The following is a 17,964-nucleotide window of genomic DNA, read 5'->3' on the forward strand; positions in this document are numbered from 1 at the left end:
ACCCATGACGCCCGTACACTCCTCTCCCCCCGCTGACGTCTCCCAGCTGGGACTTCGCGAACGGAAGAAGATCAAGACCCGGACGGCGATCCGCGACGCGACCTACGCGCTGATCGACGAACAGGGCTACGAGGCCACCACGGTCGAGCAGATCGCCGAGCGCGCCGAGGTGTCGCCGTCCACGGTCTTCCGCTACTTCCCCACCAAGGAGGACATCGTCCTCACGGACGAGTACGACCCCGTCATGCTGGAAGAGCTCCGCTCCCGGCCCCTGGACGAGCCGTGGATGGAGTCCGTGCGGCACATCCTGCACCGCGCCCTCGCCGTCTCCGCCGTGGACCACGAGGTCACCCGGCTGCGGGCCCACCTGATGATCCAGGTGCCCGCCGTGCGCGCCCGCATGATGGAGAGCATGTCCGTCACCGGCCGGCTCCTCGCCGGCGCCATCGCGGAACGCACCGGACGGGACACCGACGACCTGGAGGTACGGGTCCAGACGATGTCCCTCATCGGCGGCCTCACCGAGGTCTACCAGTACTGGGCGGAGCACGGCATGCAGGACGACCTGCACGGCCTCACCGACCGCGCCCTGCACGTCCTGGAACACGGGCTCCCCGCGAAAAAGCCCTGAGACCACCGCCCGCCCGCATGCCATCCTGACCCGGTGAGCGCACCCGAGATCCACGTCGACATCGCCCCCGAGCTGGCCCTGTTCGTCCCGCACGCACGCCGCGGCGGCGCCACCCCGGTCACCACCGACGGCACCTCCTCCCTCGGCCACGTCGTGGAGTCCCTCGGCGTCCCGCTCACCGAGGTCGGCACCCTGCGCGTCGACGGCCGCGAGGTGCCCAGGTCGTACGTCCCCGCCGCGGGCGACACCGTGCACGTCCTGCCGGTCGCCCGCCCCCAGCACGTCCCCGGCGCCCCGCTCCGCTTCCTCCTCGACGTCCACCTCGGCACCTTGGCCCGCCGGCTGCGCCTGCTCGGCGTGGACACGGCCTACGAGTCGACCGACATCGGCGACCCGGCCCTCGCCACCCGCTCCGCCACCGAGAAACGGGTCCTGCTCAGCCGCGACCGCGGCCTGCTGCGCCGACGGGAACTCTGGGCGGGCGCGTTCGTGTACAGCACCGACCCGGAAGCCCAGCTCCGCGACACCCTCGACCGCTTCCGCCCCCGCTTGCAGCCGTGGTCCCGTTGCACGGCCTGCAACGGCCTGCTGAAGGAAGCCACCGAGGAGGAGGTGGCGGACCGGCTGGAGGGCGGCACGGAGCGGTCGTACGACGTCTTCGCGCAGTGCCAGGAATGCGGCCGGGCGTACTGGAAGGGCGCCCACCACGAGAAGCTGGAGGCGATCGTGGCGAACGCCTTGGCCCAGTCCGCACCCTTCGGACGCGCGGGGAACCGCCCGCCCGGCCACGACGGCACGGCAGACGCCTAACCGCCCAGCGCCACCCGCAACGCGTCCGCGTCGGTCGTCGGCGCGTCACACGTGAAGTGCCGGCAGACGTACGCGGTGGCTTCCCCGTTGACGAGGACCCGGTCGGCAAGCAGCGGGAGACCGCTGTCCGGAGGCCCCACGGCGACCACGGCACCCGGCGCGGTCCCCAGAAGTGCCGTACGGTGCAGGGCCTTCGTCGCCGGGTCGGTCAGGGAAGGCCCCGCCACCGCGACCTCCCTCGGCCCGTCGAGCCGCGCCTCCGCCACCGCCAGACCCCACCCGACGAACCGCGGCACCCGCGGCCCGAGCGCCTTCACCACCCCGAGCGCCTTCTCCGCCGCCTCCCGATGCGGCTCCGACCCGGTCTGCGCGGCGTACGACAACAACGCCCCCGCCGCCGCCGTCCACCCCGACGGCACCGCGTTGTCCGTCGGGTCCTGCGGCCGCCGGATCAGCCGCTCGGCATCGGCAGCGGTGTCGAACAGCGCCCCTTCCGGCCCCGTGAACCGCGTCAGCACATGGTCGAGCAGGAACCCGGCGAAATCGAGCCAGACCCCCTCCCCCGTCACGGACGCCAGCGCGAGGAACCCCTCGGCCACATCGGCGTAGTCCTCCAGCACCCCGGCGTTCGCACCCACCTGCCCGTCCCTGCTGGTACGGGACAGCCGGGCCTGCTCGTCCAGATGCAGCCGTACGAGAAGGTCGGCCGCCCCCAGCGCGGCGTCCACCAGGTCCGGACGCTCGAAGTACGCCCCCGTCTCGGCGAGCGCCGCGATCGCGAGGCCGTTCCACGCGGCGACCACCTTGTCGTCCCGGCCGGGCGCGGGCCGCTCCGCCCGAGCGTCGAACAGCCGCCGCCTGACCGACTCGACCTTCTCCGCGTCGAACACCGTGTCCTGCTGCGGCAGTTGCAGCACCGACTGCCCGTGCTCGAAGGTCCCCTCCTCGGTGACCCCGAAGTACCGCGCCGCGAGCTCGGCGTCCTGCTCCCCGAGCACCTCACGCAACTGCTCCGGCGTCCACACGTAGTACGCGCCCTCGACGTGCCTGCCGGTCCCGTCGTCGCTGTCGGCGTCCAGCGCGGAGGCGAACCCGCCCTCGGCGGTGCGCAGTTCACGCACCATGAAGTCGGCGGTGTCGAGCGCGACCCGCCGAGCCAGCTCGGAACCCGTGGCCCGCCACAGGTGGGCGTAGACCCGGCACAGCAGCGCGTTGTCGTAGAGCATCTTCTCGAAGTGCGGCACGGTCCAGTCCCGGTCCACGGAGTAGCGGGCGAAGCCGCCGCCGAGCTGGTCGTGGATACCGCCGCGGGCCATGCGCTCGCAGGTGTCCCGCGCCATCTGGAGAGCACCCTCGGCACCCGTGCGGGCGTGGTGCCGCAGCAGGAACTCCACCACCATGGACGGCGGGAACTTCGGCGCCCCGCCGAACCCGCCGCGCTGCGCGTCGTACTCCCGCGTCAGCCCGAGCAGGGCCGCGGCCAGCTGCTCCTCACCGGGGGCCTGCGAGTCCCCGTAGGAGATCTCCCGTCCGGCCAGGTCCCGCACGATCTTCCCGGCGACCTCGGCGACCTCGTCCCGCCGATCGCTCCAGGCGGCCCGCACCCCCTCCAGCACCTGCCGGAAGGACGGCATGCCCTGACGGGGCGAGGGCGGGAAGTAGGTCCCGAAGTAGAAGGGCTCGGCCTCCGGCGTCAGAAACACGGTCATGGGCCAACCACCCTGCCCGGTGGCGGCCTGCACGGCCTCCATGTAGACGGCGTCGACGTCGGGGCGTTCCTCGCGGTCGACCTTGACGCTCACGAAGTGCTCGTTGAGGAAGTCCGCGGTCGCCCGGTCCTCGAACGACTCGTGGGCCATGACATGACACCAGTGGCAGCTCGAATACCCGACGCTCAGCAGGACGGGTTTGTTCGTCTTCCGCGCCTCCTCGAAGGCCTCGGCCGACCAGGGCCACCAGTCGACCGGGTTGTCCGCGTGCTGGAGGAGGTAGGGGGACGTCTCGTGGGCCAGTCGGTTCGGCATGGGGTCCATCCTGCCGCAGTACCCCTCGGGTGGGACGTCAGACGTGCCCCGGCCGGTGACGTGGGCGAGGACGGTGCCGCGAGGGGAGCGAGGACGGTGCCGCGCCCTTCCCGACGAGGCCGGGAGCGTTCGCCCTCTCGCCCCGATGCCCCGTCCGCAGCACACTTGACCAAGAAAGCCGTTGCCGCCGGAGGGGGACGTGACATGCGGGACAGCCATCGGGCGGAAGCCGAACGGCTGTTGGGGCGGGCCGTGGAGGAGGAGGTGCGGCGGTCGGGCGGGCGGGTCGACGGGACCGTACTGCTCGCGCGGGCCCGTGGATCACTGGACGCGATGGCGCTGACGGCCGCCGAGGAGTACGAGGCCTACACGCGCGCGCTGGACGAGGCGCAGGCCGGGCAGCTCACGTTCGGGCAGCGGTACGCGAAGGAGGCGTCCGGGACACCCCTGCTGGTGGCCGCGGTCGCCGCCCTGGCCGCCGCCGTCGCCGACCTGGCGCTCGGCACCGGCACGGGCACCGCGCTGGGTGCGGGCCTGGCCGTGGGGGTCGCGGGGGCCGCGGCGACCGTCGTGAAGGTGGCGGGCTCGCATCTGCCGGCCGCGCATCACCGGGCGGGTGCCATGGGTCAGCCCGGCGGCCCGGAGCAGCTCCGGCTCCAGTGGCTGACGGCTCTGGAGGTACGGGGGATCAGGCCCTTCCTCGACCAGCAGCGGGTGCTGAGCGCCTCGACCGGCCCGAAGAAGGGGGGTCCGCGGCTGCGGGGCACGGACAAGAGCGCGGCGGCCCGCGGCAGAAGTGTGCTGGAGCAGTCGTTCAAGCAACTTCCGGAGCAGATAGGCGAGTTCGCGGACCGGCGGGTGGAGATGGGTCGCATCCGGCAGTGGGTGCAGGCCGCGCGCGCGACCACCGAGACCCGACCCACCGTGGTCGTCCTGCACGGGCCGCCGGGCAGCGGCCGTACCGCACTGGCCGTACGGGCTGCGCACGACCTCAGGGACTACTTCCGCGGCGCCTGTGTCGTGGACCTGCGGGGCGACAACCCGGAGGAGTCCCCGCTCTCCACCCGGGACGCGCTGCTGCATCTGCTGAACCGCCTCGGCGCGCCTCGCGAGCAGCTCCTGTTCCGTGAGCGTTCCTCTCCCGACCAGCAGGTCAAGCGGCTGAGCGAGCTGTACCACCAGCATCTGACCGGTCTGCCGGTGACGATCGTGCTGGACGACGCCTCGGACCCCGAGCAGGTCCGCACCCTGGTCCCGGAGCGTTCCGACAGTCTGATCCTGGTCACCGCGCGCGAGCCGCTCGGCCTGCCGTCGGACCTCGCCGCCCATGTGCACGAGCTTCCGGTCCAGGCCCTGGACGCGGCGGGCGCCGAGGAGCTGCTGGACGCGGCCGCGCAGTCCGCCACCGGCCCCTACGACGCCCAGTCCGCCGACCGGATCAGGGAGCTGTGCGGCGGTCTGCCGCTGGCGCTGCGCATCGCGGGCTCGGCGCTGGGCCCGCGCTCCCCGCGACAGCTCGCCGCGGATCTGGGCGCGTACGGTCCGGTCGGGCCCGTGGAGCGCGCCCTGTGGCTGCGCTACACCGACCAGTCGGAGCCGGCCCGCCGGCTGCTGCGCCGGCTCGCGCTGGCCGGGCGGGCCTCGCTGGGCGCCGCCGCGGCCGCCGCGCTGCTGGGCACCGACGAGACGGAGGCGGTCCGGCATCTGACGGCGCTGGCCCGCGCGGGTCTGATCGACCACGTCCGCGGCAGCCGTTACCGCGTCCACGACGTGGTGCGCGCCTTCGCGCAGGCCAGGCTGGCGGACGAGGAGGAGCCGGCCGAGCGCACGGCCGCGCAGGAACGCCTCATCGTCAACTACGCCGACCTCGCCGACTCGGTGCTGCGCCTGGTGGACGGCAACATGTCGACCCGCTCGGACCGTTTCAGCCCGCACGGTTTCACCTCCCTGGACGAGGCGCTGCGCTGGCTGGACGACGAGTCGAGCTTCATCACGGCGGCGCTGCGGCACGCGGACGGCGTCAACCAGGGGGCGGTCCTCAATCTCCTGGGCGCGTTGTGCGACTACTGCCTGCTGCGCGGCGACCTGTACCGCCTGGGCGAGATCAGCGAGTTGGCGCAGGCGGTGGACCAGGGGCTGCTGGTGCGTTCGGTGCAGTGGCGCACCGGTATCGCCGCGCGCCAGCTCGGCGAGCTGGACAAGGCGCGCACGACGCTGACCTCGGTGGTCGACCTGTACCTGGAGGCGCATCACGACGCGGGCGCCGCGCGCGCCCTGTGCTCCCTCGGCATCACCCTGCACCACCAGGGTCAGCTGGCGGAGGCGGCGGCGAAGCTCCAGGAGGCGCTGGCCCTCCAGTCGCCGCCCGAGCTGGACACGGACCGCGCCTGGACCATGCACGCGCTGGCGGCCGTCGAGCGCGACCGGGGCCGGGTGGCCGAGTCCCTGGACCTGCTCACCCGCTCCCTGGTCCTGCACCGCGCCGGCGAGTCGGTGCACGGCGAGGCGTGGGCCCACTTCCAGCTCGGTCAGCTCGTCCTGCGCATGGGGGACGTGCCGCGTGCGGAGTCGGAGCTCAGGACGGCCCTCGACCTGTACGGCCGCACCCGCGACGCCCGTGGTGAGGCGTGGGCGCTGACGCAGCTCGCGCGGGCCCGTCTGGTGGCCGGGGACCCGTCGGCCGCGGTGGACGGTCTGCGGCAGGCGGCTTCCCGGCACCGCGACAACGAGGACGCGCGCGGGGAGGCGTGGACGGTGTACTACCTGGGCCAGGCGTTGGAGGAGACGGGCAACCTGGACCTCGCGGTCCGTGAACTGGAGCGCTCCCGCACGATGTTCTCCCGCATGCGGGACGTCTACGGCCTGGCCTGCGCCCGGCACCACTCGGCCCGTGTCACGCGCGACCAACGGGCCGCGCAGACCGGTTCGTTGCGCAACTCCGGCTTCGCCCGCCAGCTCCTGGTCGACGCCCGCGCCGACTTCCAGCGCATCGGCGTCGCCCACGGCGAGGCGTGGACCTGCCTGGAACTGGCGGTGGTGGACGCGGGCAACGGCCGTACCCCGCAGGCCCTCGCCCTGTGCGACGAGGCGGCGGCCCTGTTCGTCTCCTACGGCGACCGGCGGGGCGAGGACTGGGCCCGCTTCCTGCGCTGCACCCTGCTGCCGTACGCGGCACCGGGCGGCGTGGAGGTCGGCGCGGCGGTCGCCCAGGAGGAACTGGCGGAACTGTCCCGCCGCGAGCACGACACACGGGACGAGAAGCTGGACGACTACGTGGGCGCGTACGCGCTGCTCCTGGAACGCGGCGTGAACCTGGACACCGGCTGGCAGGCCTGGCGCCTGGGCATGGTCCCGAACCGACACGCACGCGAGGTGATGGGCGTGGGGGTGGCTCCGGCACGGGGGTGACAGCAGCACGTCCCGCGTGGCCGGCGGGGGGCCACCGGCTCGGTCCGGGACACGGTCCCTGCCTTCTGCTGCACTGGGCGTCACAGGCCGGGGCCGAGGGTCACGGTGTCCGGTCCACCAGGCGGGAGCGGGAACGGGGACTCAGGCGCGCGCTGCGGGCACAGGCCGGGGCGAGGGCCCCTGCGGCTCCGACCTACGAGAGCCTGGGGGCCGGGCTCCGTGCCGTCCCCTTGCGAGGGCTGCGGGTACCGACCGGAGGGGCCGGCCACCCAATCCCGGTGCTGCCGTCACCAAACGGCGGCGTCGGCCTCACACGGCTGGGGCACGCCGTACCTCCGACGGCCGGGACATCCCCGCGGCCACCGCCCCCCCCCCGGGGCGTCCTCCGCACAGCCGTCACCGGACGGGCACGGCCGACGACGGGAGGGTCGCCCCTCCCGTCATCGCCGGGTCGTTCAGCCCTTGGCCGGGGAGGTCTTGCCGGACGGGCCGTCGGCGGTTTCCTTGCCGGGGGCCTCGTCCGGGGACTCCTTGAAGTCGACCTTGCCCATGTGCTTGCTCATCGACTTCATCAGGGCCCACACCGCCAGGGCCATCGCCGCGAAGACGATGAAGCCGAGGACGCCGGGGGTGACCTTGTCCTCGTCGACCTCCTTGGCGAAGGTCACGAGGTGCGTCATTGCCAGGCTTGCGCTTGCGCTCATGTCAGGCATTGTCGCGGATGCCCGCAAAGAGGTCGTCCTCGGGGAGGGAGGTATCGACGAGGGACTTCGCGAGCTCGTACTCCTCCGTGGGCCAGACCTCCTTCTGGAGCTCCAGCGGCACCCGGAACCAGCCGCCGTCGGGGTCGATCTGGGTGGCGTGCGCGATCAGGGCCTTGTCGCGGATCTCGTAGAACTCCGCGCACGGGATGTGGGTGGTCAGCGTGCGGTCGCGCATCGGCGACTCGTCCCACCGCTTGAGCCAGTCCCCGTACGGCGACTCCATGCCGCGTTCGATCAGCGCGTTGTGCAGCGCCTCGGTGCGGGGGCGGTTGAAGCCCTGGTTGTAGTAGAGCTTCTGCGGCTGGTAGGCCGGGCCGTACTCGGCCTCGGGGTACTTCTCGGTGTCCGCCGCGCCCTCGAACGCCACCATCGAGATCTTGTGGGTCATGATGTGGTCGGGGTGCGGGTAGCCGCCGTTCTCGTCGTAGGTGGTGATCACCTGGGGACGGAAGGAGCGGATCTGCTTCACCAGCGCGCCGGCCGCCTTGTCGACGTCCTCCAGGGCGAAGCAGCCCTCGGGCAGCGGCGGCAGCGGGTCGCCCTCGGGCAGGCCGGAGTCGACGAAGCCGAGCCACTCCTGCCGGACGCCGAGGATCTCCCGGGCCTCGTCCATCTCCTTCTTGCGTACCTCGTGGATGTGCTCCTCGATGTACTTGTCGCCCTGGAGCTTCGGATTGAGGATGGAGCCGCGCTCCCCGCCCGTGCAGGTCACGACCAGCACGTCCACCCCCTCGGACACGTACTTCGCCATGGTGGCCGCGCCCTTGCTCGACTCGTCGTCGGGGTGTGCGTGCACGGCCATCAGTCGCAGCTGGTCAGTCAAGACTCAATCCTCGTAGGTCGGCGCCCCCGGTGTCTTCGGGCGCGAACGGCGGCTTCTATAGTGACCGAATCGGGGGGCGATTAATTCCGCGGCCTGGTTTCCAGGGAGACGATCATGAGCACGGCGAGCACACGACCGCCCGAGGGCCGCTACGGCCGCTCCTCGGACGAGCGCGCCGACCACAGGCTCAGGATCGCCGGTGCCGTGTTCGGGGCCCTCCTGCTCGCGCTGATCGGTTACTTCGCCTACCACTACGTCGGTAAGAGCGAGATCAGCGGTGAGGTGATCTCCTTCGACGCGAAGGCCTCAGCGGTCGAGGTGCATCTGGAGGTCCGCAAGGACTCCGGCACCTCCGGCTACTGCACGGTCCGTTCCCAGGCGGCGGACGGCTCCGAGGTGGGACGGGCCGACTTCCGCTTCGGCGGTGACGCCACCCGCATCGACAAGGTCGTCACGCTCCGTACGACGGCTCCGGGCTCCACGGCCGAGCTGCTGGGCTGTCACGCCGACTGACGTCACCCCCGACATCCGGGCCTGACCTGCGCCGACGTATTTCTGAGGCTTATGTCCTCCCCCTTCGGCTTGTGAATTGTTAGGCTCGTGGTTTCGCCCTTCCGTGAAGGAACATTCTTCTGGGTAGGGCGATGCTTTGTATTCCCAGTACCTACGAGGAGCACCTGTGACCCAGACCAGCGAAGACGTCACCTGGCTTACGCAGGAGGCGTACACCAAGCTCAAGGAAGAGCTGGCGTACCTGTCTGGTCCCGCGCGCGAGGAAGTCACCGCGAAGATCGCGGCCGCGCGCGAGGAGGGCGACCTGCGCGAGAACGGCGGGTACCACGCAGCCAAGGAAGAGCAGGGCAAGCAGGAGCTCCGCATCCGCCAGCTCACCCAGCTCCTGGAGAAGGCCAAGGTCGGCGAGGCTCCGGCGTCCGCGGACGGTGCCGTGGCGCCCGGCATGGTCGTGACGATCGCGTTCGACGGCGACGAGGACGACACCATGACCTTCCTGCTCGCCTCGCGCGAGTACGCGAGCGCGGACATCGAGACCTACTCGCCGCAGTCCCCGCTGGGCTCCGGCGTGATCGGCCACAAGGTGGGCGAGGACGCGGAGTACGAGCTGCCGAACGGCAAGAAGGCCTCCGTGACCATCCTCAAGGCCGAGCCCTACAACGGCTGACCCCGGCCGGCAGTCCGTCCTCGGCGGGCCCCCGGCGCCCTCGCGGCGCCGGGGGCTCCGTCATGTGCGGGCCTTCGTCATGGGCGGAAACTTCGTCGTGGGTGAGGCTTCGTCATGCGCGAGGCTTCGTCAGGCGGTGGCCGAGCGGTACTTGCGGACCGCGAGGGTTCTGAACACGACGACGATCAGGACCGAGTAGATCAGCGAGGCCCAGACCGGGTGCTGCATGGGCCAGGCGTCCGAGGGGGACACCCCGGGGTTGCCGAACAGCTTGCGGCAGGCCTGGACCGTGGCGCTGAAGGGGTTCCAGTCGGCGACGTGCCGCAGCCAGGGGGTCATACGGCTGGAGTCCACGAAGGCGTTCGAGATGAACGTCACCGGGAAGAGCCAGATCAGCCCGCCCGAGGTGGCCGCCTCCGGGGTGCGCACGGACAGGCCGATCAGGGCACCGACCCAGGTGAACGCGTATCCGAGCAGGAGCAGCAGGCCGAAGGCGCCGAGGACCTCACCGATGTTGGTGTGGGTGCGCCAGCCGACCAGCAGGGCGACCATGGCCAGCACGAACAGGGTCAGGGCCGTCTGCACCAGGTCGGCGAGCGTCCGTCCGGTGAGCACCGCGCCGCGTGCCATGGGCAGGGAGCGGAAGCGGTCGATGAGCCCCTTGTGCATGTCGTCGGCGATCCCCGCGCCGGCGCCCGCGGTGGCGAAGGTGACGGTCTGCGCGAAGATGCCGGCCATCAGGAACTCGCGGTACACGGAGGGGTCCGTGGTGCCGCCGATGTTCATGGAGCCGCCGAAGACATAGCTGAACAGCACCACGAACATGATCGGCTGGATGAGCCCGAAGATGACCATCTCGGGGATCCTGGACATCCGGATCAGGTTGCGCCTGGCGACGACCAGCGAGTCCCGGACGGACTGGCTGAGGGGGTTGCCGGGAGCCGCGACCCGCGCGGTGTCGGTGACGGCGCTCACTGGGCGTCCTCCTTCTGGTCCGTCTTCCGGTCCGTCTTCTGGTCCGTCTTCCTGGCCGACTTCTTGTCGGTCTTCCTGTCGGTCTTCTCGTCCGTGGCCTCGTCCTTCACCTCGGCCACATGGCCCGTCAGGGACAGGAAGACGTCGTCGAGGGTGGGGCGGCGCAGGCCGATGTCGTCGATCTCGATGCCCCGGGTGTCGAGCTCGCGGATGACCTCGGCGAGCAGCTTGGCGCCGCCGGTGACGGGCACGGTGAGCTTGCGCATGTGGTCCTCGACCGTGGTGTCGCCCTTGCCGAAGCCGCGCAGGATCTCCGAGGCGGCCTGGATGTGCTCGCGCTCGTGCACGACGACCTCGACGCGCTCACCGCCGGTGCGGGCCTTGAGCTGGTCCGAGGTGCCCTTGGCGATGACATGGCCGTGGTCGACGACGGCGATGTCATGGGCGAGGTGGTCGGCCTCTTCCAGGTACTGGGTGGTCAGCAGCAGGGTGGTGCCCCCGGAGACCAGCCCTTTGATGACCTCCCACAGCAGTTGGCGGTTGCGCGGGTCGAGGCCGGTCGTCGGCTCGTCCATGAACATCACGGGTGGCGAGACCACCAGGGCGGCCGCGAGGTCGAGGCGGCGGCGCATACCGCCGGAGTAGGTCTTGGTGGGGCGGTCGGCCGCGTCGGCGAGGTCGAACTGCTCCAGCAGCTCCGCCGCGCGGGCCTTCGCGTGCCTGGCCTTCATCTGGTAGAGCTGGCCGACCATCTGGAGGTTCTCGCGGCCGGTGAGGTATTCGTCGACCGCCGCGAACTGGCCGGAGAGGCCGATGGAACGCCGCACGGCGTCGGGGTGCTTGAGGACGTCGATGCCGGCGACGACCGCCGAGCCGCGGTCCGGTTTGAGGAGGGTGGTCAGACAGCGGACGGTCGTCGTCTTGCCCGCGCCGTTCGGTCCGAGGAGGCCCAGGACGGTGCCTTCCGGGACGTCCAGGTCGACGCCGTCCAGTGCCTTTACGTCACCGAAGGTCTTGACCAGCCCTTCGGCATAGATGGCGCCTGGCATATGAGTCTCCACGTCGTCGGGGATTCTTGGGAAAGCCTAGGTTTCTGCCGTTTCTCCCGCCCGTTCTTTTCTCTCGCGGGCGGCGTGAACGGTGGCACGAGACACACCATAACGCGATGTATCGCGTCTCTCAATGGACTTGCCCGAAAGAGTGACTTCTGGGTTCCGAGGGGTGTGCCGAGGGGTGGCTGACCTCAGTCGATGACCGTGTAGCCCGCCTCACGCAGGGCGCTGCCGACCTCGGCGCAGTGCTCGGGCCCCTTCGTCTCCAGGTGCAGTTCGACCTCCGCCTCCGCGAGCCCCAGCCGGGGATCGGTCCGGACATGGCTCACGTCCAGGACATTGGCGTCGGCCAGGGACAACACCCCGAGAAGCGTCGCGAGGGCACCGGGGCGGTCCGTCAGCCGCAGCCGAACGGCCAGGTAGCGGCCCTGCGCGGACATGCCGTGCCGCAGGACCCGCTGGAGCAGCACCGGGTCGACGTTGCCGCCGGACAGCACCGCGACGACCGGTCCCTCGAAGGAGTCCGGGTCGCTCAGCAGAGCGGCCACCGGACTCGCCCCGGCGGGCTCGACGACCAGCTTGGCCCGCTCCAGACACAGCAGCAGCGCGGCGGACAGCTCGTCCTCGGTCACCGTGCGGACCTCGTCGACGAGTTCGCCCACGATCCCGAACGGCACGTCCCCCGGCCGCCCCACCTTCATGCCGTCGGCCATCGTCACCGGGTTCTCGATCGCCACGGGGCGCCCGGCCGCCAGCGAGGGCGGATACGCGGCCGCGCCCGCCGCCTGCACGCCCACGATCCGCACGTCGGGCCGCAACGACTTCACCGCGATCGCCACCCCGGCCGCGAGTCCGCCGCCGCCGATGCCGAGCACGACCGTGCGCACCTCCGGGCACTGCTCCAGGATCTCCAGGCCGACCGTGCCCTGGCCCGCGATGACGTCCGGGTGGTCGAAGGGGTGGATGAACACCGCGCCCGTCTCGGCCGCGTACTCCTGCGCGGCGGCCAGTGTCTCGTCGACCACCTGCCCGTGCAGCCGCACCTCGGCGCCGTAGTGCCTGGTCGCGCTGATCTTCGGCAGCGGGGCGCCCTTGGGCATGAACACCGTGGAGCGCACGCCGAGCAGCGTGGACGCCAGCGCGACCCCCTGCGCGTGGTTTCCGGCGCTCGCGGCCACGACCCCCGCGGCCCGCTCCTCGGGCAGCAGTCCGGCGATCCGCACGTAGGCGCCGCGGAGCTTGAACGACCCCGTCCGCTGGAGGTTCTCGCACTTGAAGTGCACCGGCGCGCCCACGAGCCGGCTCAGATGGCGGCTGCCCTCCATCGCGGTCGTCCGCGCCACGCCCGACAGCATCTTCTGCGCGCCGCGCACGTCGTCGAGCGTCACCGGCGGCACGGGGTGGGCCTTGCGGTAGTTCATGGCTCAAGTCTCGCAGTTCACACGTGCGCGTCCGCGCTGTGACCAACGTCCGAGACGGGTTTGCGCAGCGCCGGTACGACCCGCCCCCCGGCCGCGTAACCTGTCCCCCAACCCAGCAGCCTTCATGAAGTGAGCCCCCGGCCATGCCCACAACACCTGAAATGTCGATGGACATGACGACCGTCGGTGACACCGGCCTCCTCGACACCCTGCAGCACGAGGTGGCGGTCTTCGCCCGTCGTGCCGAACAGACCCGGCTCGGCGGGGTGGGGCAGGTGCGCAACTCCATGGACCGTGCCGCGTACCTGCTGCTCAACCGGCTCGACAAGGAAGGCCCGATGGGCGTCAAGGCGCTCGCGGCGAGCATGGGCATCGACTCCTCCACGGTCACCCGGCAGGTGGCGCCGCTCGTCGACACCGGCCTGGTCAAGCGCACCTCGCACCCCGAGGACGGACGCGCGGTGGTCCTCCAGCTCTCCCCGCGCGGACAGTCCCGGCTGGAGGAAGTGCGCTCCTCCCGGCGTCAGTTGATGGCCGAGCTGACACACGACTGGGCGCCGGAGGAGCGCGAGGCCTTCTGCACGCTCCTCACGCGCTTCAACACCGCGCTCTCCTCCCGGATGGCGGCCCAGGGGGTTCCGGGGCCGGAGGCGCAGACCTCCTGAGCGCACGCGCGCGTACCGCCCCACCTCTTGACCGGACGGGCGGACCGGGCCTCATATGAGACCGGGTCCTCTGGGTCCTCGTGGGCCGTACGAAGCCGTCGTACGGCCATCCGCAGGCGGGGAGGTGCGGTGCGGCAACGGCAGGCGTCCCAGGGCACGCGTCGGGCCCGGGAGTTCGAGGCGTTCGTCGCCGGCGCGGCGGGACGGCTCCTGCACGCCGCGACACTGCTGACGGCGGAGTCGCCGGACGACAACCCGCGTGCACGTCGTCTGCTGACGCTGGCGCTCGCCCACACGTACGCGTGCTGGGACCGGCTGCGCGGCGAGGACCCCTACGACCGGGCCCGCCAGTACCTGGCCCTGCGCTTCGCCCACGGGGCGTGGCGCCGACACGGCATCCTGCTGGGCGGCCGTACGCACCCCGCGAGCCCGTTGGCCCGGCTGGCCCCCCAGGAGCGGCTGGTCCTGGTGCTGCGGCTCTACGAGGGCGTGGCCGAGGAGCAGGCGGCGGCCCTGCTGGGCCTGCCGACGGAACGCGTCCGCACGATCTGCGACCGGGCGACGGCCACCCTGCTGCACCCGCCGCGCGGACCCGCACCGGCGGTGGTCGGGGCGAAGGTGGCGGCGTCATGACCCGGCCGGCCCGTCCCGGGAGGTGCGCGTGAACCGTATGCAGCGCGAGGCGGCCGTGCGCCGGCTCATGGAGCGGGGGACGCCACAGGTGCCGGCGGATCTCTACGGGGACGTCGTACGCCGGGGGTCGCGCATGCTGCGCCGCCGGTCCCTGGCGCGCCGGGCCATGTGGCTGCTGCTGTTGGCGGTGAGTGTGGCGTTCGTGGTGTGGGCGCTGACCGCGCGCCCCTGGGTGGAGCCGCCGTCCACGACGACTCCACCGATGACGGGCTGGTGAGCCCGGCCGGACCTACTTGGCCAGCGCCTGCTGGAGGTCCTCCAGCAGGTCGTCGACGTTCTCGATGCCCACGGACAGCCGGACCAGGTCGGCGGGAACCTCCAGGGCCGAGCCCGCCACGGACGCGTGCGTCATCCGGCCGGGGTGCTCGATCAGGGACTCGACGCCGCCCAGGGACTCCCCCAGCGTGAAGATCCGGGCGCGGTTGCAGACCTCGACGGCCGCCTCCTCGCCGCCCTCCACCCGGAAGGAGACCATGCCGCCGAAGGACCGCATCTGCTTGGCCGCGACCTCGTGGCCGGGGTGGTCCGGCAGGCCCGGGTAGAGCACCTGCGTCACGCGCGCGTGGCGGGTCAGCATGTCGGCGATCTTGGTGGCGTTCTCGCTGTGCCGGTCCATGCGCACCGACAGCGTCTTGGCGCCGCGCAGCACCAGCCAGGAGTCGAAGGGCCCGGCGACCGCGCCCATCGCGTTCTGGTGGTACGCCAGCTCCTCGCCTAGCGTCTCGTCGGCGGTGACCAGGGCGCCGCCCACGACGTCGGAGTGGCCGCCCATGTACTTGGTCAGGGAGTGCACGACGACATCGGCGCCGAGCGACAGGGGCTGCTGGAGGTAGGGCGTCGCGAAGGTGTTGTCGACGACGAGCCGTGCGCCCGCGTCCCGGGCGACCTGGGCGACGGCCGCGATGTCGGTGATGCCGAGCAGCGGGTTGGAGGGGGTCTCCACCCACACGGCCTTGGTCTTCGGGGTGATCGCGGCCCGTACGGCGGCCGGGTCGCTGGTGTCGGCGACCGACCACTCGACACCCCAGCGGGCGACGACCTTCGCGAAGAGGCGGAACGTGCCGCCGTACGCGTCGTTGGGGATGACCACGTGGTCGCCGGGGCTGAGCAGCGTGCGCAGCAGGCAGTCCTCGGCCGCCAGTCCGGACGCGAACGCGAGGCCCCGGCGGCCGCCTTCGAGGGCGGCGAGGTTCTCCTCCAGGGCGGTACGGGTCGGGTTGGCGCTGCGGCTGTACTCGTAGCCGCCGCGCAGACCGCCCACGCCGTCCTGCTTGTAGGTCGAGACCTGGTAGATCGGCGGGACCACCGCGCCGGTGAGGGGGTCCGCGGTGTTCCCCGCATGGATCGCGAGGGTCTCGAAGTGCTGACTGATGTGCCTGTCGCTCATGGGCTCCGAGGGTAGTCCGCCCGGAGGTCCGATGACGGACGGCGGGCTGCCGACGGCCGTACCGCAGGGTTTTCCCCAGGTGTCCGGGGCGGTCCGGGGAGTTTTCCACAGGGCGCGGACCGGGTTGGGCAATTGTCGGCGGCGTCTGGAACTCTTGAGGCATGGAAATTCTCTGGGTCCTGATGGCGGCGGTCCTGCTGGGCTTCGTGCTGCTTCCGTTCCTGCGGCGCGGGCGGGGCGGGATCGAGCAGGTCCCGGCGGGCCACCCGGACGCCGCGGACCCGGCGGACTACGGCTTCGTGCGGCAGGAGGAGCTGGACATCCGCATGCCCGGCCCCGACCAGGACCTGCTGGACGTCCTGGACCTGGTGCAGCGCACGCAGGACTACAAGGCCGCCGCCCAGCTCCTGGCGGGCACCGAGCGGGAGGGCGAGCTGCGCTGGCAGCGCGTGCAGGCCTTCGCCGGAGCCGCCTCGCTGGAGCAGCAGCGGCGGCCGGGCGGGGTCAGCGAGGCGCCGGGCGGGCAGTGGCTGCGGGTGTGGCGGGCCGAGCAGCCCAAGGACGCGGGCGGCGCGGCCGTGCACGCGGAGTTCCTGGTCCAGCAGGCGTGGCGGACCTCGACGCCGGGCACGGACGAGTTCCGGATCATCATGGAGGAGGCGAAGGCGGCCTGCGGCGAGGCGGCGCTGCTGGCTCCCGGCGATCCCGTCCCGTACATCGTCGAGCTCTCCGTGGCACGCGGACTGGCCTATCCGCAGGCGGAGTTCGAGCAACTGTGGCTGAAGATCCTGGACCGCGCGCCGAACCACATGGGGGCGCACCTGGCCGCGCTGCACTACTGGTGCGAGAAGTGGCACGGTTCGCGGGAGCTGGCGTACAGCTTCGCGGAGGCGGCGGCCGCCCGGGCGCCGCACGGCTCACTGCTCGCCGCGATGCCGTTGTTCGCGGTCTTCGAGCACCTGCCCGAGGTCAATCTGGTCAGCGGTTTCTACCGGAGCGAGGTCGTCACGAAGGCGATCCACGGCGCGCTGCACGCGGTCCACTCGGCCCGCGCCGACGACCCGATGCTGGCCCATGTCCGTCACCTGCTGGTGTTCTTCCTGGTGCGCGGCGAACGCTGGTCCGAGGCCATGAACCAGCTCGTGCACATCGACGGTCATGTCGGAGCGCTGCCCTGGACCCTGTCCGCCGACCCGGCCGCGGAGTTCGCGATATACCGGGCGCTGGCGGTGGCGGGGTACGAGGCGAACGGCGGCAGCCCGGCGACGCTCCCGCAGTGACGTGACGGCCGACGCCGGGGCTGCCGGAATGCGGCTCGGCACCGATCGGTTGCTGCCGGTGCCGCCCCGCACACCCGCCCGGCACGCACGAACGAAGGAGCCCACCCCATGCTGTTCGGCCGTACGCCCGTCCTGCCCACCCCCGAGCAGGCGCTGAAGGGCCGCTCCCATCCGGCGTTCGCGCTTCCGGACCGGCACACCGTGCTCGGCACCCCGCTGCTCGGCCCCTACCCCGAGGGGTACCGGATCGCGGACTTCGGCATGGGCTGCTTCTGGGGTGCGGAGCGCAAGTTCTGGCAGCTGCCGGCGGGGGTCTGGACGACCCTGGTCGGCTACCAGGGCGGCCACACCGAGAACCCCGTGTACGAGGAGGTCTGCTCGGGTCTCACCGGCCACACCGAGGTGGTCCGGGTGGTCTTCGACCCCGCCCTCGTCTCGTACGAGCGCCTCCTGAAGACCTTCTGGGAGTCCCACGACCCCACCCAGGGCTTCCGCCAGGGCAACGACGTGGGCACCCAGTACCGCTCGGCGATCCACACCCACGGCCCCGAGCAGGCAGCGGCGGCCGAGGCCTCCCGCGCCGCCTACCAGCGAGTCCTGACGGCCTCGGGCCACCGCACGATCACCACCGAGATCCTGCCCGCGGAGAGCCGCCCGTTCTACCCGGCGGAGAGCTACCACCAGCAGTACCTCGACAAGAACCCGGCGGGGTACTGCGGGATCGGCGGGACGGGCGTGTCCTGTCCGATCGGCGTGGCCAGGACCGCAGACTGACGTCGCAGGGGACCTTCGCTCGGCCTTGAAGTGCCCCCTGCCCGGCCGGTCAGGGTCTCGGCGACAGCTGCGATCGA

17 protein-coding genes are annotated in these 17,964 nt (G+C 71.8%); 10 read left to right on the forward strand and 7 right to left on the reverse strand.

What is annotated here, in order from left to right:
- Window positions 1-4: 4 nt before the first annotated feature.
- Both ACIQJT_RS23595 and ACIQJT_RS23600 read left to right on the forward strand, forming a co-directional pair.
- Window positions 5-631 (forward strand): TetR/AcrR family transcriptional regulator, encoded by a 627-nt coding sequence (locus ACIQJT_RS23595; protein WP_402646400.1) that lies wholly within the window; start codon window positions 5-7, stop codon window positions 629-631.
- 33 nt (window positions 632-664) lie between these two features.
- A complete protein-coding gene (locus ACIQJT_RS23600; RefSeq protein WP_402646402.1) occupies window positions 665-1,441 on the forward strand; it encodes a Mut7-C RNAse domain-containing protein in 777 nt (258 codons plus the stop codon).
- On the opposite strand, the gene ACIQJT_RS23605 is transcribed toward ACIQJT_RS23600, so the two are convergent.
- Window positions 1,438-3,465: a thioredoxin domain-containing protein gene (locus tag ACIQJT_RS23605; protein WP_365455459.1), complete on the reverse strand. Its 2,028-nt coding sequence runs from the start codon at window positions 3,463-3,465 to the stop codon at window positions 1,438-1,440. The genes ACIQJT_RS23600 and ACIQJT_RS23605 overlap by 4 nt on opposite strands.
- Before the next feature lie 204 nt (window positions 3,466-3,669).
- On the opposite strand from ACIQJT_RS23605, the gene ACIQJT_RS23610 reads away from it, so the two are divergent.
- On the forward strand, window positions 3,670-6,873 hold the full coding sequence (locus ACIQJT_RS23610; RefSeq protein WP_365455462.1) for a tetratricopeptide repeat protein: 3,204 nt from the start codon (window positions 3,670-3,672) through the stop codon (window positions 6,871-6,873).
- A gap of 455 nt (window positions 6,874-7,328) precedes the next feature.
- On the opposite strand, the gene ACIQJT_RS23615 is transcribed toward ACIQJT_RS23610, so the two are convergent.
- Window positions 7,329-7,586 carry a hypothetical protein gene (locus tag ACIQJT_RS23615; RefSeq protein ID WP_365455465.1) on the reverse strand — a complete coding sequence of 86 codons (258 nt, stop codon included), beginning with the start codon at window positions 7,584-7,586 and terminating at the stop codon, window positions 7,329-7,331.
- Window positions 7,579-8,439: a mycothiol conjugate amidase Mca gene (mca, locus tag ACIQJT_RS23620; RefSeq protein WP_365456193.1), complete on the reverse strand. Its 861-nt coding sequence runs from the start codon at window positions 8,437-8,439 to the stop codon at window positions 7,579-7,581. Before mca ends, ACIQJT_RS23615 begins: the two co-directional genes overlap by 8 nt.
- A gap of 135 nt (window positions 8,440-8,574) precedes the next feature.
- Between mca and ACIQJT_RS23625 the strand changes: the two genes are divergently transcribed.
- Both ACIQJT_RS23625 and greA read left to right on the forward strand, forming a co-directional pair.
- Window positions 8,575-8,973 (forward strand): DUF4307 domain-containing protein, encoded by a 399-nt coding sequence (locus tag ACIQJT_RS23625; RefSeq protein WP_365455468.1) that lies wholly within the window; start codon window positions 8,575-8,577, stop codon window positions 8,971-8,973.
- Between the two features lie 166 nt (window positions 8,974-9,139).
- Window positions 9,140-9,640: a transcription elongation factor GreA gene (gene greA / locus ACIQJT_RS23630; protein WP_053851062.1), complete on the forward strand. Its 501-nt coding sequence runs from the start codon at window positions 9,140-9,142 to the stop codon at window positions 9,638-9,640.
- A gap of 129 nt (window positions 9,641-9,769) precedes the next feature.
- On the opposite strand, the gene ACIQJT_RS23635 is transcribed toward greA, so the two are convergent.
- From ACIQJT_RS23635 to ilvA, 3 genes are all read right to left on the reverse strand, one after another.
- Window positions 9,770-10,615 carry an ABC transporter permease gene (locus tag ACIQJT_RS23635; RefSeq protein WP_365455471.1) on the reverse strand — a complete coding sequence of 282 codons (846 nt, stop codon included), beginning with the start codon at window positions 10,613-10,615 and terminating at the stop codon, window positions 9,770-9,772.
- Window positions 10,612-11,664, reverse strand: a complete 1,053-nt coding sequence (locus ACIQJT_RS23640) for an ATP-binding cassette domain-containing protein (RefSeq protein WP_365455474.1) — start codon at window positions 11,662-11,664, stop codon at window positions 10,612-10,614. Before ACIQJT_RS23640 ends, ACIQJT_RS23635 begins: the two co-directional genes overlap by 4 nt.
- A gap of 194 nt (window positions 11,665-11,858) precedes the next feature.
- Complete coding sequence (gene ilvA, locus ACIQJT_RS23645) at window positions 11,859-13,088, reverse strand: threonine ammonia-lyase (protein WP_365455477.1); 1,230 nt, start codon at window positions 13,086-13,088, stop codon at window positions 11,859-11,861.
- Window positions 13,089-13,249: 161 nt separating this feature from the next.
- On the opposite strand from ilvA, the gene ACIQJT_RS23650 reads away from it, so the two are divergent.
- The 3 genes from ACIQJT_RS23650 (at window position 13,250) to ACIQJT_RS23660 (ending at window position 14,663) form a co-directional block, all read left to right on the forward strand.
- Entirely contained in the window at window positions 13,250-13,753 is a 504-nt protein-coding gene (locus ACIQJT_RS23650) for a MarR family transcriptional regulator (RefSeq protein ID WP_365455480.1), read from the forward strand.
- Window positions 13,754-13,882: 129 nt separating this feature from the next.
- Window positions 13,883-14,386, forward strand: coding sequence for a sigma factor-like helix-turn-helix DNA-binding protein (locus ACIQJT_RS23655; RefSeq protein ID WP_365455483.1), 504 nt, complete (start codon window positions 13,883-13,885; stop codon window positions 14,384-14,386).
- A 28-nt stretch (window positions 14,387-14,414) separates the two neighbouring features.
- Window positions 14,415-14,663: a hypothetical protein gene (locus tag ACIQJT_RS23660; protein WP_402646410.1), complete on the forward strand. Its 249-nt coding sequence runs from the start codon at window positions 14,415-14,417 to the stop codon at window positions 14,661-14,663.
- A gap of 12 nt (window positions 14,664-14,675) precedes the next feature.
- Here ACIQJT_RS23660 and ACIQJT_RS23665 read toward each other — a convergent pair whose 3' ends face one another.
- A complete protein-coding gene (locus tag ACIQJT_RS23665; RefSeq protein ID WP_365455486.1) occupies window positions 14,676-15,833 on the reverse strand; it encodes a cystathionine gamma-synthase in 1,158 nt (385 codons plus the stop codon).
- Window positions 15,834-15,994: 161 nt separating this feature from the next.
- Here ACIQJT_RS23665 and ACIQJT_RS23670 point away from each other — a divergent pair, with 161 nt between their 5' ends.
- On the forward strand, window positions 15,995-17,113 hold the full coding sequence (locus ACIQJT_RS23670; RefSeq protein WP_365455489.1) for a hypothetical protein: 1,119 nt from the start codon (window positions 15,995-15,997) through the stop codon (window positions 17,111-17,113).
- A gap of 108 nt (window positions 17,114-17,221) precedes the next feature.
- A complete protein-coding gene (gene msrA / locus ACIQJT_RS23675; RefSeq protein WP_402646414.1) occupies window positions 17,222-17,887 on the forward strand; it encodes a peptide-methionine (S)-S-oxide reductase MsrA in 666 nt (221 codons plus the stop codon).
- Window positions 17,888-17,964 lie beyond the last annotated feature (77 nt).

The organism is Streptomyces sp. NPDC091972, from assembly GCF_044756385.1.
In the GTDB taxonomy this organism is placed as follows: domain Bacteria; phylum Actinomycetota; class Actinomycetes; order Streptomycetales; family Streptomycetaceae; genus Streptomyces.